Annotated in this window: 12 protein-coding genes, 2 tRNA genes and 1 pseudogene; 5 read left to right on the forward strand and 10 right to left on the reverse strand. The window is 54.2% G+C overall.

Going from position 1 to position 13,504, the window contains the following annotated elements:
• Positions 1 to 146: 146 nt before the first annotated feature.
• The 3 genes and pseudogenes from FBF29_01775 (at position 147) to FBF29_01785 (ending at position 908) form a co-directional block, all read left to right on the forward strand.
• Positions 147 to 365 carry a hypothetical protein gene (locus tag FBF29_01775; protein ID QJU07427.1) on the forward strand — a complete coding sequence of 73 codons (219 nt, stop codon included), beginning with the start codon at positions 147 to 149 and terminating at the stop codon, positions 363 to 365.
• Between the two features lie 35 nt (positions 366 to 400).
• Positions 401 to 628, forward strand: coding sequence for a hypothetical protein (locus tag FBF29_01780; protein QJU07428.1), 228 nt, complete (start codon positions 401 to 403; stop codon positions 626 to 628).
• A pseudogene (locus FBF29_01785) lies at positions 570 to 908 on the forward strand (hypothetical protein). Before FBF29_01780 ends, FBF29_01785 begins: the two are co-directional and overlap by 59 nt.
• A gap of 1,334 nt (positions 909 to 2,242) precedes the next feature.
• On the opposite strand, the gene FBF29_01790 reads toward FBF29_01785, so the two are convergent.
• The 6 genes from FBF29_01790 to FBF29_01815 form a co-directional block, all read right to left on the reverse strand.
• Positions 2,243 to 2,317 (reverse strand) — tRNA-Glu (locus FBF29_01790).
• A 45-nt stretch (positions 2,318 to 2,362) separates the two neighbouring features.
• Complete coding sequence (locus FBF29_01795) at positions 2,363 to 2,737, reverse strand: response regulator (protein QJU07429.1); 375 nt, start codon at positions 2,735 to 2,737, stop codon at positions 2,363 to 2,365.
• A 12-nt stretch (positions 2,738 to 2,749) separates the two neighbouring features.
• The gene (locus FBF29_01800; GenBank protein ID QJU07430.1) at positions 2,750 to 4,306 is read right to left on the reverse strand and encodes a HAMP domain-containing histidine kinase; all 1,557 of its coding nucleotides are present in this window, start codon (positions 4,304 to 4,306) and stop codon (positions 2,750 to 2,752) included.
• On the reverse strand, positions 4,258 to 5,397 hold the full coding sequence (locus tag FBF29_01805) for a DUF3048 domain-containing protein (protein QJU07431.1): 1,140 nt from the start codon (positions 5,395 to 5,397) through the stop codon (positions 4,258 to 4,260). The genes FBF29_01800 and FBF29_01805 overlap by 49 nt, the downstream gene beginning before the upstream one ends.
• A gap of 77 nt (positions 5,398 to 5,474) precedes the next feature.
• Positions 5,475 to 6,920, reverse strand: a complete 1,446-nt coding sequence (locus FBF29_01810) for a glutamate--tRNA ligase (GenBank protein ID QJU07432.1) — start codon at positions 6,918 to 6,920, stop codon at positions 5,475 to 5,477.
• Between the two features lie 69 nt (positions 6,921 to 6,989).
• On the reverse strand, positions 6,990 to 7,934 hold the full coding sequence (locus FBF29_01815; GenBank protein ID QJU07433.1) for a DUF4367 domain-containing protein: 945 nt from the start codon (positions 7,932 to 7,934) through the stop codon (positions 6,990 to 6,992).
• A gap of 88 nt (positions 7,935 to 8,022) precedes the next feature.
• Here FBF29_01815 and FBF29_01820 point away from each other — a divergent pair, with 88 nt between their 5' ends.
• Positions 8,023 to 9,510, forward strand: a complete 1,488-nt coding sequence (locus tag FBF29_01820; protein QJU07434.1) for a PEGA domain-containing protein — start codon at positions 8,023 to 8,025, stop codon at positions 9,508 to 9,510.
• 25 nt (positions 9,511 to 9,535) lie between these two features.
• Here FBF29_01820 and FBF29_01825 read toward each other — a convergent pair whose 3' ends face one another.
• The gene (locus FBF29_01825; protein ID QJU07435.1) at positions 9,536 to 10,972 is read right to left on the reverse strand and encodes a sortase; all 1,437 of its coding nucleotides are present in this window, start codon (positions 10,970 to 10,972) and stop codon (positions 9,536 to 9,538) included.
• Between the two features lie 110 nt (positions 10,973 to 11,082).
• Here FBF29_01825 and FBF29_01830 point away from each other — a divergent pair.
• Positions 11,083 to 11,169 (forward strand) — tRNA-Leu (locus FBF29_01830).
• An 83-nt stretch (positions 11,170 to 11,252) separates the two neighbouring features.
• On the opposite strand, the gene FBF29_01835 is transcribed toward FBF29_01830, so the two are convergent.
• From FBF29_01835 to FBF29_01845, 3 genes are all read right to left on the reverse strand, one after another.
• Positions 11,253 to 11,912: a hypothetical protein gene (locus FBF29_01835; GenBank protein ID QJU07436.1), complete on the reverse strand. Its 660-nt coding sequence runs from the start codon at positions 11,910 to 11,912 to the stop codon at positions 11,253 to 11,255.
• Positions 11,913 to 11,974: 62 nt separating this feature from the next.
• Positions 11,975 to 12,766 (reverse strand): hypothetical protein, encoded by a 792-nt coding sequence (locus tag FBF29_01840; protein QJU07437.1) that lies wholly within the window; start codon positions 12,764 to 12,766, stop codon positions 11,975 to 11,977.
• Positions 12,732 to 13,466, reverse strand: a complete 735-nt coding sequence (locus tag FBF29_01845; GenBank protein QJU07438.1) for an HAD-IB family hydrolase — start codon at positions 13,464 to 13,466, stop codon at positions 12,732 to 12,734. Before FBF29_01845 ends, FBF29_01840 begins: the two co-directional genes overlap by 35 nt.
• Between the last annotated feature and the right edge of the window lie 38 nt (positions 13,467 to 13,504).

The following is a 13,504-nucleotide window of genomic DNA, read 5'->3' on the forward strand; positions in this document are numbered from 1 at the left end:
AAAAACTGTTGATAATTTGTACTACAAGTAGTACAATTAAAGTAGGTTTTATTAATAGAAGCCGGCTCGTTAATAACTAAATAGGTAGTCATGAACTGGTATCAATTTTTTGAAGCATCGGTAATTTTGTAGTATAATAATACTACATGAATCAAGGACGAATTCAGCTACAAATAGACACCTCAAAGGCCGTACGAAATCGCGCTAAAGCGGTAGCTTACGGCCAGGGCATCAGCCTGACAGAGCTTGTACTAAAAGCTCTGGCGGACATTGGCGACAAGGAGCTGAGGGTGTTGATAGAAAAAGATTTGGAAAAGCGTGGTGGGCGCGGACGACCACAGCAGCGTACGGCCAAGAATGACTAACTAGCGTTATTAGCAAGTCGTGACATGGAGGGTGTATGGCACGGCCAAAAGGTAGCAAGAATAAATCAAAAGCGCCGCTAGCGGAGCAATTTTCATTTACGATTGAGCAACGGATTAAACTAGTTGCCAATCTTGTCGTTGAGAAGATTTTGGAAGATGGAGCTTTTGCTCAAAAATTAATCACTATTTTGGAGGATAAGGGACATGTCGCCAACAAGCCAACCGCGAATCGGACTGCTAGCGATACGCGTATCATCGGATAAGCAAGGTCTTGACGGTGATTCTCCGGAGGCACAGCGTGAGCAAGGCGAAGCTTACGCCAAGGCGCACAATATCATAATCACCGAGACGATTATTTTGCTTGAATCGGCATCGCACGAAACGCAGCCGATGCAAAAAGTAATCGACGCATGCAAAGACAAAAGCAAAGGTTTTCAGGTCGTGCTGATTAAATCAATCGACCGTTTCACGCGCGGTGGTGGCGATTATTATTCACCGCTGAAGCGACAACTGACTCGGCTAGGCATTGCCCTTGAAGATATGTATGGTGTTATCGGTAAGCAGCAAATTAATACTCTTGAGCATACCGGGTTCAAATATTACTGGAGTGAGTTTAATCCAACACAAAAATCTGAGTATCTTGAAGCTGAACGAGCTAAGGACGAGATGCGCGACATTATGAGCCGTATGATTGGCGCGGAGATTCGCTACACGCAGCTTGGCTACTGGATGAGACGCCCGCACTATGGATTCCGCAGTGTCAAAATTGATACTAAAAATGGCAAGAGGACTATTCTTAAGCCTGATAGGAATGAGGCAAAGTTTATTATCAGACTGTTTGAGATGCGCGCTGCGCATGTTTATACAAATCAGCAAATTGCCGATGAGCTTAATTCTATGGGCTTTCGTTCTCGCGTGACGATTGTACGTGACAAATATGACCGAACGAAAATTAAACGACAGATTGGCGGCCGAAAAATGACCGCCAAAATGATTGATCAATACACCAGTAAATTGGTATATTGCGGTATTATTAAAGAAAAATGGACACATGATAAGCCAGTTAAAGCGCAGTTTGATGGGCTTGTCAGCGTGGATTTATTCAATGAAGCTAATCGCGGCCGAGTCTTCGTGGAGGTTGATAGCCATGATAATATCACTATTAAACGTAAGGCAGCTCCGGATCATTTGAAAAATAAACAAATTTATAATCCAGATTATCCATACAAACAGGTAGTCGCCTGTCCTAAATGCGGTAAGACACTATCTGGTAGCGCTACTCGTGGCAAGCTAGGTAAACACTATCCAGCCTATCACTGCAGTCGCGATGGTCATTACTTCCGTGTGTCGAAGCCTGAATTTGATAAGACGATAGAAGACTTTGTGAGGGCTATTACTATCAAGCCAGAGTATGTTGACGATGTTATCGCCGCTATCGCTGAATTGTGGCGCGAACGTCAGACCAAGCAGATTGATGCTAGTAGGCAACGCCTAGAGCACCGCGAGAGCTTGCAAAGCCAAATCAAGGCAACCGTTAATCGGATGCGTATTGTCACAAGCGAGACGGCCCTAAAATATCTTGAAGAGGATATTGTTAGCGTCGAAAAAGAATTAGCAGAGCTGGATGAAGAAATTGCTAGGCAGCCGAATTTACAAGCCGAATTTGACCAAGTTTTGCAATATGCAAAATATATTTTGGAACACCTGCCAGAACTACTACTCGACCTCTGTAATCCACTGCGAAAAGCCGCCTTTTTCGGTGCTATATTCAACAAACTTCCAACCTACGAACAAATAAACTTTGGAACCCACAAAAATAGCCCGCCACCAGAGGTAAACGAGCTGTTTCAAATCCGAACAGAATACAAATCCCTTTATGGTGACCCTACCGGGAATCGAACCCGGGTTGCTGGGATGAGAACCCAGTGTCCTAACCGCTAGACGATAGGGCCGCGTTAAAGCTACCGGGTCATTATAGCATGGTTAGCCGGGGGCGTCTAGCCCATCTTGTTGACGACGTCGATCAGCTTGCGGGGCGTGATGTCGGCCTTGATGAGGTAGCCGTCGACGCGGTTCATGATGGCGGATTTGGTGGCATCGTCCTGTTCAAAGTTGGTCATGATGAGGATTTTGCTCTCTGGAATCAAGTCGGTGTCATCAGAGCGCAGAGCGTCTAGAATTTGGTCGCCGCGCTGTTCAGGCAGCATCAAATCAAGGATGATCAAGTCAAACGGCTGACTCCGAGCCATGACCAACCCGTCATTACCATCGACCACCCAGGTCACGTCGTAGCCGGCTTTTTGCAGGCTGCGCACATACATCTCGCCGATAAAGCGGTCGTCCTCCACGCACAAGATTGTTTTGATCGCCATACTTCCCTCCTCTTATCCTCGATACATAGCGTGATTTTTTATCCAGCCACCGCCTTGGCGGATTAGATTGCGATTCAGTTGTCCGTCCTCGAGTAGTTTATCCTTGACGGCGGCGTAGAGTGGCACGGTGAATGAAAAGACTGAACCTTCGTTTTCCTTGGAGCGAGCGGTGATATGGCCACCATGGCTCTCGATAAACGCCTTGCAGATGTAGAGGCCGATGCCGGTGCCCGAGACAGTTTCGCGGCTGCGGTGCGAGCGGTAGAATTTGTGAAATAGATTTTTGACGACGCTCGGTGGCATGCCGACGCCGTTGTCGGCGACGGAGACTTCGATAAAGTCGCCTTTTTGTTCGGCGCTGACCGAGACGGTGCCGCCCTCGAAACTGTATTTGATGGCGTTGTCGATGAGGTTGGAGATGACCTCGCTGATACTGGAGCGGTCGGCAGCGACGGTCGGTAGGTCGCTTGGGATGCTGATGTTGAGCAAGCGGTGCTGCGTCGATGCGCGCAGCTGCATGTCGTCGGCGATCGAACCATAGATGTCAGACAGCGAGTCCTCGGCAAGGTGGATGCTGAGGTGGTGGCGGTCGAACTTGGCGACGTTGAGAATGTTATTGATATAACCAGACAAGCGGTTGGCGGAGACCGTCAGCCGCGCCAGTAGCTGCGGTTCGTCACCCTTCAGGCGGCCGGCCAGTTCCTCGGCGAGGACGTCGAGATAGCCGCGGATGATGGTGATCGGGCCACGGAGTTCGTGGGCAGCGAAGGAGATGAAATTGAGGTCTTCTTCCTCAGGTAGGTACTGGGCTGAGCGGTCGATGAGGATGATGATGGTTTCGCCGGGTGCATCTTTTTGGTAGGAGGCGATGATGTCAAAGAAGCGAGTTTTTTTGAAGGCACCGTTGGTGGTGGCAACATGGCGCCAGGTGCGCTCGGCGGAGACTTGGCGGGCGTCAGCGTCGCTGAGCCAGGCGTCGAGCGACTGCTCGTTGAGAAAATCCAGCGCCAGATACGGCTGGCCGTCGGCGTCAGTGGCAATTGGTGCAGCCTTGTTGGCGGAGATGATGCGCTTAGCGGGATCGAGGACAACGATGCCGCAGCTGGTGTGATTGAGCGCTTGGGTCAGCAGCGCGTCGGGGCTTGGCGGTGGTGCGGGTTGAGTCGGCTCGTCGTAGATGAGTTCAAGGACGGTCTTGAAGCCGGTTTTGGCGTATTGCTCGGCGTTCGGATTTGGTAGAGGCGTGGTGGTGCGCTCGCCGCGTTTATGAATCAAGGCGGTCAAGATATTATCCAGCGGCCGACCGGCAATGATGATCAACATGGTCGAAAAAAGGCTGCCGACAATGAAAATCGTGCCAGTGATTAGCCAGAACGTCGGGTGACTCCACGAGGTGACGCCGGTGACACTGAGAATCACACCGCCGATGAGCGCTACGGCTGCCTGCCCGGCTAGTGCACAAGCGAACAACATGCGCCGGTGGTATCGTCGAAAGTTACAGATCGACGTGCCGCCAGCTATCATCGCCACGTGACGGATCCCCGCCCGGGCGTAAAGACGCCGATCCATGTTTGGCCGCGATTGAGAGTGACATCTTTGCCGTTTTCGTCAAGCAGTTTGAGCGGTGCGGTGAGGCTGTCTTTCTTCCAGGTGGTGGTGGCGGCGGTGCCGTTCTGGAAGACGGTGGCCTTGCCCGAGCCAATGGTGACGGTGTCCTCGTAGCCGTCCGGCCCAACGCGTCGCTCGACGGGCGCTTCGAGGGCGATGACGACATGTGGGGCGATCTGGCCGCCTTCCCGGTCGGCGTGCGGTGCGCCAGCTAGCGAGCGTTTGTAGGTGTTGGTCGCTTTGTCATAGGCGTAAGCGGTGTTGTAGGTGCCGCTGCTAAAATTGAGCTGGATGGTAGTGGCGTTCGGTGTTTCGGCTGGCTTGCCATCGCCACGCTTGAAGCCGGTAAATGATGACTCCTTGAAGCCTTTGCTGGCGTTCAGAGCATCAAGTTTCTCGCCGGATGTATAGACATTGTGCGGAGCGCGGCGGTCGCTGGCCCGCCAATAACTGCCGCCGTTAAAGAATTGGTCGATGTCGCGGTAGCTGCTACTGCGGACGGTGTTGAGAGCGTTCGGGCTGCCGCCGACGTGGGCGATGGAGGCTTGATACTGTGCGCCCCAGCTGAGGTAATAGAGGCGGAGGCTACGAACTGGGCCGATGAGGCCGGGCTTGGCACCCTGATAAACGGCGAGGAAGCGGGTGATGCCGCCCTCGGCAACCGCCTCGTAGACGATGCCAGCTCTTGATAAGCCGGACTGTGGCCGGGCATCGGGGCTGTTCTCGATCATGACGCCAGTGACGGGCTGCTTGGTGGCTGCTTCATCAGCGACCTCGAGACCGGTGAGTGGTGAGTAGAATTTGGTTGGCTTTTTCTTGGCGGCGAAAAACGGCAGACCACCGTCGTGCTGGACAGAATTGATAGCGACGATGAAAATACCAGCGATAACCAGCGAAGCGGTAATCAGGACAATCGCCCACAAGTGCTTCTTGCACCACTGGGCAAACAAGCGTTTTTTGGCCGGGGCGTTTGGTGATGCCGGCTCAAGTTTAGCTGATGTTACCGTCGGTTTTTGGGCCGCGGTGGCTGGGCGAGGATTCTTGATGTGCATGGGTTTAGTATAGCATAAGCGACATGCGGTGGTAAACGGAGCAGTGTGCTGGCCAGTTGGTGTCTATGGCGTAGCAATTATGATAGACTCACGCCCGCCGAGAACGCGTCAATTCCCCGCTCAAGCCGCGCCAGTGTGCGCTCGCGGCCGATCAGCGCCAGCGTGTCATTCAGCTGCGGGCTAAACGGCGCCCATGTGATGGCGATACGGATGAGGCTAAAGAGAATGCCGGGCTTTTGGCCGGTAATTTCTAGCAATTCGTTCAGCCGAGTCTGGACTAACTCTGGTGTCCAGTCGGTGAGGTTAGCGAGCTCCTGGTGGGCAGTCTCTAGCAATTCGCGCCGCTCATGCTCAGACAATTTCTTGAGTTGTTTGTTGCTGTCGATGAGCTCCATGTTAATCTCGGGCTCCGCAAAGAAGTAGCCAAATCCGCCGAGGTCACGCAGGGTTTTTAAGCGGTCTTGCGCCAGGGCCAGAACGCGCTGGCGATAATCCTCATCTGCCGCAGCTGCACTATCTGGCCAAAAATCGTTGGCCCGCCGGACTAAATCGTCTAGTGCTAGCGAACGGATAAATTGCCCATTAGCCCACAATAGTCGTTTTTCGTCAAAGCGAGCGCCGGAGCGCTGCACGCGGTCGAGGCTGAATTTGGCGGTCAATTCGCTCATGGTGAAGGTCTCTTGCTCGGTGCCGTCGTTCCAGCCCATGGTGGCGATAAAGCTATCCAGCGCCTCTGGCAGATAGCCATCACGGATATAATCCAGCACGTCCTTGGCGCCGTCGCGCTTGCCTAATTTCTTGTTACCCTGCTCGTTCATGATGTGTGGCAGATGTGCGAAAACCGGCCGCGGCAAGCCCAGCGCTTCGTAGAGTGCCAGATAATTTGGCATGCTCGAGATGAACTCTTGGCCGCGAATAACGTGAGTGATATTCATCTCGGCGTCGTCGATGATGTGGGCAAAATTGTAGGTCGGGTAGCCGTCAGACTTGATGAGGATGAAGTCGTCAACGACCTCGGGGCTGGTGGTGACGTCACCCATGACCTCGTCGTGGTAGGTGTAGCTTTTGGGCTCAGCCTTGAAGCGCAGCGGCGTGGTGCCGTCCCACTCCGGTGGATTGTCGGGGCGATGATCACGGTAGCGAAAGGCGCGCTTCTCGGCCTGAGCGGCGTCACGAAACGCTTGGATTTGCTCGGGCGTGTAGGGATCAGCGTAGGCACGACCAGCGTCGATTAATTTCTGTGCCCACTGGCGGTAATGATCAAGCCGCTGGCTTTGGATGTACGGCCCGTGTGGCCCGCCAATGTCCGGGCCTTCGTCATAGTCGAGGTGCAGTGCCTTGAGGCTGGCGATGAGATGCTCGCGGCTGCCGGCGACTTCGCGAACCTTGTCAGTGTCTTCGAGGCGCAAGATAAATTGCCCGCCAGCCTGCCGGGCGACGAGAAAAGCAAATAATGCGGTGCGAATGCCGCCAACGTGCAAGAACCCTGTTGGCGAGGGTGCGAAACGAGTGCGTGTAGTCATGGGGTGATTATAGCACGAGGCGGTTGGACTGGTAAACGTGAGGGGTGCCTGCGGTGCTTGCGGGGGTGATTATAAACTAGTGGCGATTTTGGTGACCTGCTCATTTGACAAGGCTCCGCCGAGGGAGATCTGGTAGAGGACGCCGCCATTGATCCAGCTGGCTGTTCGGTTGGTGCTATAAATAGTCAGGCCGTCGGCAGTGGTGGTCTGGACGTCGCCGCCCTCGGCGGTCAGGGTTTCCTTGAGGGCGGCGGAATTGAGCGAACTTTTTTGCTGGGTGATGGTGTAGGATTGGCCGCCGTCAGCGTAAGCAAATTTCATGCGGACTTCCCCGCTCTTGAAGGTAATTGGGCCGCTGAGGGCATAGCCAGTCGGTCGATAGCCGGGGTATTTGGCGTTAACACCAGATTGGATGGCGGCGATGCGGGTGGAGATGTTGGGCATACCGAGGTAGGTGAAATAACCGCCGATCAGCATGATAGCCAGGCCGACGGAGGCGATTTGCAGCCAGCGACCGATGCGGCTCTTTGGTTTTTTGCTGCGGCGCGGCGCTTTTTGTGGAGTAGCTGCACGCTGTAGGGCTTCGGTGATGGCTTCATTTTTGAGAACGGCGGCTGGCTTGGGTGCGAGGGTTACTGGATGCTGCTTGGCTGGAGCTTGGTTTGGTTTAACGATACGAGTTGAGTGATGATGCGGCGTGGCTGGACTGCGGCGAGTTGCAGTTCGGGTGGTCCGATGAGGCTGCTCGGCAGCACGAGCTTGAGCGCGCACGACGGTTGGATGTGGTTCGGCGGGACGATCACGCTTGATTGGCTGCAGCTGGACACTCGGCACGCTCGGCGCAAATTTATTGACATGAACACTCATCGGGACGGAGGTGTCGCGCGTGATGTCGAGGCGACTGGCCAGGCGACGCTTGGCGTGCGATGGTGCGGCGACGTGGCGGCGACTGAGCGTCGTTGATTTTTGGCCGGCAGTTTTATGGACGGTTTTATGGATGATTTGTTTGTTCATGAACCCCTCGTATTCCTAATGCTTATATTTTATTGTACAAAGAGGACATGCTTTTTGCAAGGGGCGAAATGTGGTATAATCTCTCATTATGTATCGAAAACAAAAGCGTGGTCTAGAACTTGCTCGGAGGACACTGATTTATACCATTATGGTGCTGGCGGTGTGTACGCTGGCATTTATTTTGATTTTTCATACGCTTGGCTATCAGCTGAATCTTAAGACGCAGACGGTTGAGCAGCGGGCGCTGGTGCAGTATGATTCGCGGCCACAAGGCGCACGGGTGTCGGTCGATGGCATGGAGCTCGGCAAGACGCATATTAAAGGCATGCTTCCTGAGGGGCAGCATCAATTTTCCATGCGCCTGGATGGCTATGACGAGTGGCGCAAGGTCGTCGAGGTTAAGGCCGGGACACTGACCTGGCTATCATATGCGCGGCTGGTGCCGAGTGAGCGGGTGGTGAGTTCGGTCAAGGAATTTTCGTCGCTGGCCTCGGTGCGATTTTCGCCAAATTGGCGGTTCATGCTGGGCGTGATGCAAGCGACCGATGCACCAAAGATCGTTTGGGGCGATTTGCGCGATTCGGATAAGCCAAAGTTTAATGAGGTAACATTGGATACGTCGGTGGTGGCGGGTTACGGCGGCCAGGCGACGGCGCACACGTTTAAGATTGTTGAGTGGGATTCGGGTAATCGCTACGCCATTCTCAAACACACCTACGTGGTCGAAGGCCAAGGCGAAAAAGTCCAGTGGCTGAAAGTCGACCGCGAGAATAAAACAGTGGTTGATATCGCGAAAGTGATCGGGCTGGAACTAAAAGACGTGCGCTTCCTTGGTGAGAGCGGCAATGAACTCTATGTACTGCAGTCAAGTGGCGAATTACGGCGAGCGGACTTAAACGCGGCGACGATTTCTGCGCCGCTGATCAGTCATGTGCAATCGTTCTCGGTGTATGGTACGGATTATATCACCTACGTTGGGACGAATGGCACGAGCAAGCTGCAGCTGGCGGGCATTTGGCGCAAGGACTGGACTGAGCCAGTGGTCGTGCGGCGACAGACTGAGGCAGAGGCTTCGACGCCGTTGATGATTAAGTTTTCGCGCTATGATAATAAAGACGTGCTGGTGGTCGGCGTTGGCTCGGCAGTGACGCTGCACATGGGCGCGGCGCTGGACGGGTCGAGCTCGTCGGCATCAAAATTACTGAGCCGCGTCAAGTCGATCGCTGCCGGCGAGCAATTAGCTGAACTTGACCTGAGCGGTACCGGGCGGTTTGTCTTGATGCGCACGGGGGCTGGTTTTATGAGTTATGACATTGAGCGGCAATCGGTGTCGCACGATACGGCGCTGCCGACGGGGACGACGCTTGATTGGCTGGATGATTATCATGTGTGGAGCGTCGAGGGCGGCAAGCTGGTGATGCGCGAGTTCGACGGCGCTAATCAATCGACGATGCTGGAGGCCAGCGAAGGGTTCGATGCGTCACTGTCGCACGACGGCGACTGGCTGTATGCTTTCCGCCGAGCCGATAACGGCACGGTAACGATGTCACGGCTGCGCATGACGATCAAGCGCTAAGTGCTAATCTGAATCTTATTGTGCTTTATTCCTTGGCGCCAAATAATCGCTCCAGTAGTGTTGGCGATGGCTTGCCGGGGATAGCGCCGGACTGCGTGGTGACTGGCTCGGTTGATTTGGTAGCGCCAGATGGGTCGGGGCTGATTTGCTCGGCAAAGACCAAGAGGCGTTTTTCAGCGGTGCCGAGCGGTACGCAGCTAATCAGGGTGAGCATTGGCTTGTCGGTCTGAATTTGAACACGGCTGACCTCGTTCGGCAGGACGACTTCTTTTTTGGTGACGGCGTAGGTGTAGCGCTTGCCCTGGTAGTGCATGTAGATGATGTCGTCTTTGACGAGCTTTTCGTTTTGGGCAAAGACAAACTTATAGTCACCGGCAGCGAAGGCATCGTTAGAAGAGTGCGCCGAGAAGACGGCATTACCAACTTGGCCGGGCACGGCGTTAGCACCAGCGATCGCGAAGTGAGCAGCGCCCTTCTCCATTGCTTTCATTTGAGCGTTATGGTCGGCCGCGTTGACGCCATAAATGACCGGTACATCAACGTTGAGTTTAGGGATGATCAGCCGTGGGTCGGGGCCGACAGCGGCATTGCTTGCTGGATTGACAATGATGTTTTGTGGATCAACATTGCCCGGGGTGGTGTAGGCGGCGGCGATGCCGAACAGAACGCGGTTGTACTGCAAAAAGACGAACGCCAGTAGCACCAACACGCCGGCGAGTGCCGGGATGAAATGGCGTGACTTGGTGACTTTTTTGGCCTTGTCGCGGACGGTCTGCTGGATCTGGGCACGGAGGCGCTTGATGGGGCTTTGGGCGGACAGCATATCGGTCATGGCCGGCGCGGCGGCGGTGTTAGCGTTGCGAGCAGACTGGACCAGCCGGTTAAACTCCTGCTGCTTTTGATCAAGGTGCGAGGCATAGTAGCGCTCGTAGTACATCTGGTAGTATTTTTGCCACGAGCTGTGGTACTGCTTCCACTGATCGGCGGTGATTTGCGGCTGATGAGTGGGAGTTTTGGCCGGGGCGGCCGGTTGCGGCTGTGTGGTTGGTGGCGCGACGGTGGGCTTGTCCGTTGACTTGTTCGCTGGTTGGGGCTGAGGTGACTCGGTGATGTGAGCGGGATGAGCGGGAGATGACGCTGCGGCTGGTTGGGCCGGCTGCGTGGTCGGTGGCGCGGTGTTCAGGGCGTGCGGGCTTGGTGTGCGCGGTGGCGGCGTGACAGTGGTGCGCTCGGTCGGTTCTGGATGTGGCTGCTCTATAGGGCGCGGCTGAACCACCGGTGTGGTGTGTGGCGTTGATTCGGTGCCGCGACCGCCGTAAATAGCATTAATTTGATCACGAATAACGTTGGCGGCAGCAGCTTGCGAGCCGGAATAATCACGTGGCGGCGGCGTAAGCGGACGAGGCTGACTCGAGATTGGCGCTCCCACTCGCCTGCCAAACTGATCGTCATGAGGATTCATCACCTCTTATTATACGGGAAAACGCCGGAAAGATAAAGTATCCGGGCTCTTGCTGATGTAGTAGCGGCCGTGGTATAATTACCCCCGGATGACTTGGGGCGTTCTCTCGTGCCGCGGTGGCGGAATTGGTAGACGCGCTAGACTCAAAATCTGGTGAGCAATCGCTCGTGCCGGTTCAAGTCCGGCCCGCGGTACCAGAGGTCGCCTCAGTTTGTTTAATTTTATTCCCGTTTTTGTAGCGGGAATTTTATTGATGGCAATACCTTACGAGAAGCTAATGTTAAGAATGAGAATGATGTCCGCACCCTTTCTTCTCTGGCTTTTGTTTTAGTGGCGGCAGAAGCATACAGTCAGCAACCTGTAGATCGAGAAAATGACCCTCATTACTAAAATCAAACTCGATGAGGGACTGTTCGTTAAATTCTCTCCCCGAGAGATTGTTCTGCGTGATACCGCCAACGATGACGGTTGGGTCTGTCGGTAGCATATTTTCTGTCCAGCGAATCACATGTCGTCTACTAATCCCCCTGGGAATCTTGGCAATGGTGACGTGTGGCTTGAATTTTTTATGGTGAGGAGTGGTAGCCCCTGCTTCTATAAATGCTTGCTTGATACGTCGTCTTTCTTCCCGCGGTAAAGTTTGGCTGAGGTCGTTGAATACCAGAGTGAGTGCACACTCTCCTAACATACGAGCACCAACTACGTTGAGCTCAAGGTTCTTTTGTGATTGCTCTGGTAGATGAATGCGCAGTCTAGATGGATGTAGGACCTTTGGGTATTCTCGTGCGCCTAGGATAGTAAGATGACGCTCCTCGGGTTGCGTTGGTTTTATGGGGTTGTCATTCAGTCTACTAAATCGTTCCTGTATCTCTTGAGTAAAATCTGGATCTGACAGAGGAAATTCAGCCACAGGATGGTAAATCAGACATTTTCGTGACATAGCTATCCTTGTTATACCGCGCAGTTTATAAATCGTCAAGAGCTGGTGGGAACCGCCCTGGTTTATACGCTAGCGGCCATGCTGGTGCTGATGGCTGCCAGTGGTGCCTCCGGCGACCACAAGAGGTAGCTGGCGGCGCGCGTGGCGGTTTGTCCGCGCCATAGCTGCATCGGCTCGGTCCAGGCTTGGGTGATGACTTCCCCGCCCCGTGCGATGACCAGTTGATCGGCATGAAAAACTACTAATGTGACCGGATAGGTGATGGTGAATTTGTGCAGCGCCTCGACTAACTGCGCCAGCTGCATGCTGAATGTCAGGATTTTTGGATAGTAGACGCTGCGAAAGAGCTTTTGCACTTGGGCAAATGAGGCGACAAAGACGACGTGGGGATTGTCGAGGATGGTGGGAAAGCTGTTTTGTACCAGGTCGATGGCGTCGCGGCTCAGCACGACTGGCCGGTGGTACTGGCACACAAATTGCTCGTACAGCGCGGCCGTTTCGCTATTTTTGCCGGCGTCACCGATTAGCAGCATGACGTTAGCCCACTCACCGAGGGCGGCCAATTCGCCTGCTGCCGCGCCGCTGAGACCGCCGGACGGATTGGTCGGCGCAAACAGGGCGTCGGTCATCGCTGCTGGCACGGTGCGGCGCAGTGTGTCAGGTAGCAAGACTCGCACTTCGCCCGCCCCGGTGTCGCGTGCTGCCTGGTAGCTGGTCGCCACCGCCGCAAAGCCGAGCTTGTTACCGCCAACGATCCCCAGCCGCCCGGCTTGGTCGCGGCGCTCTGGCCGATTCCATTCAACGTCGGGAAACAGCGGCTTAGATTTTTCCTGCTTGCGCCAAAAGGTATCCACGTTCGCCTTTCTCGAGTTCAAACACCACGCTTTTACGCTCTAGCACAATTGGCCAGCCGTTGGTTTTGGCAATTTCAAGCAGCTTTTCCGTCGGATTAAACACGACGGGATGTTCAACCATCGCCAGGAGGTGCCGATCGCCTTCGCTGTCACCAAAGGCATAACTACCAGTGAGCGTTAGCCCGTGCTTATTGATGATTCTTTGGAGGATTTTATCTTTATTGGTATATGTTTTGGTGGCAATTATGCCGGTAAAAGTGTTGCCACGCCGTTCGTAAGTCTGAGCCGCCCAGGCATCAAAGCCGTACTTTTTAGCAAATGGCTCGACTAACTCTTGCTGCGAACCAGAGATAGCGATCAGAAAATAGCCCGCCTGCTTTAGCTCGCGCAGGCGATGCCGCGTGTAGGTGTAAACGTGGTCGAGCTCCCTCTCGACAATGCTACTTACCACCTCGTCAAACACTGCGGTCGGGATGTCAGCCAGCGAACGAGAGATGGCATTGACCAAACTCAGTTCGTACTCGTCGTAGGCGTCTTTTGACTCTCGCCGCTTCCAGCTGAGCAGTTTCTGCTGGATAATCGACGCGTGGACTTCGGGGATGGCGCCAGCATCAATCAGCCCGAGCACCAATTGCCGGTACAGCCCGCCGCGAATGAGCGTGCCGTCGATGTCAAAAACTGCGAATTTCTGCTGCTTCATCGCTTGATTATCTCGTATTTTTGGCTTTCTCGCAATAG

Source organism: Candidatus Saccharibacteria bacterium oral taxon 488, assembly GCA_013099015.1.
In the GTDB taxonomy this organism is placed as follows: Bacteria; Patescibacteriota; Saccharimonadia; order Saccharimonadales; family Saccharimonadaceae; genus Nanosynbacter.

Bases quoted from the DNA above. Each gene is read 5' to 3' on its own strand.
- FBF29_01795 (QJU07429.1), bottom strand. From the start codon at position 2,737: ATGGCGATCAAAACAATCTTGTGCGTGGAGGACGACCGCTTTATCGGC.
- FBF29_01800 (QJU07430.1), bottom strand. From the start codon at position 4,306: ATGGATCGGCGTCTTTACGCCCGGGCGGGGATCCGTCACGTGGCGATG.
- FBF29_01815 (QJU07433.1), bottom strand. From the start codon at position 7,934: ATGAACAAACAAATCATCCATAAAACCGTCCATAAAACTGCCGGCCAA.
- FBF29_01810 (QJU07432.1), bottom strand. From the start codon at position 6,920: ATGACTACACGCACTCGTTTCGCACCCTCGCCAACAGGGTTCTTGCAC.
- FBF29_01835 (QJU07436.1), bottom strand. From the start codon at position 11,912: ATGTCACGAAAATGTCTGATTTACCATCCTGTGGCTGAATTTCCTCTG.
- FBF29_01780 (QJU07428.1), top strand. From the start codon at position 401: ATGGCACGGCCAAAAGGTAGCAAGAATAAATCAAAAGCGCCGCTAGCG.
- FBF29_01775 (QJU07427.1), top strand. From the start codon at position 147: ATGAATCAAGGACGAATTCAGCTACAAATAGACACCTCAAAGGCCGTA.
- FBF29_01825 (QJU07435.1), bottom strand. From the start codon at position 10,972: ATGAATCCTCATGACGATCAGTTTGGCAGGCGAGTGGGAGCGCCAATC.
- FBF29_01845 (QJU07438.1), bottom strand. From the start codon at position 13,466: ATGAAGCAGCAGAAATTCGCAGTTTTTGACATCGACGGCACGCTCATT.
- FBF29_01805 (QJU07431.1), bottom strand. From the start codon at position 5,397: ATGCACATCAAGAATCCTCGCCCAGCCACCGCGGCCCAAAAACCGACG.
- FBF29_01820 (QJU07434.1), top strand. From the start codon at position 8,023: ATGTATCGAAAACAAAAGCGTGGTCTAGAACTTGCTCGGAGGACACTG.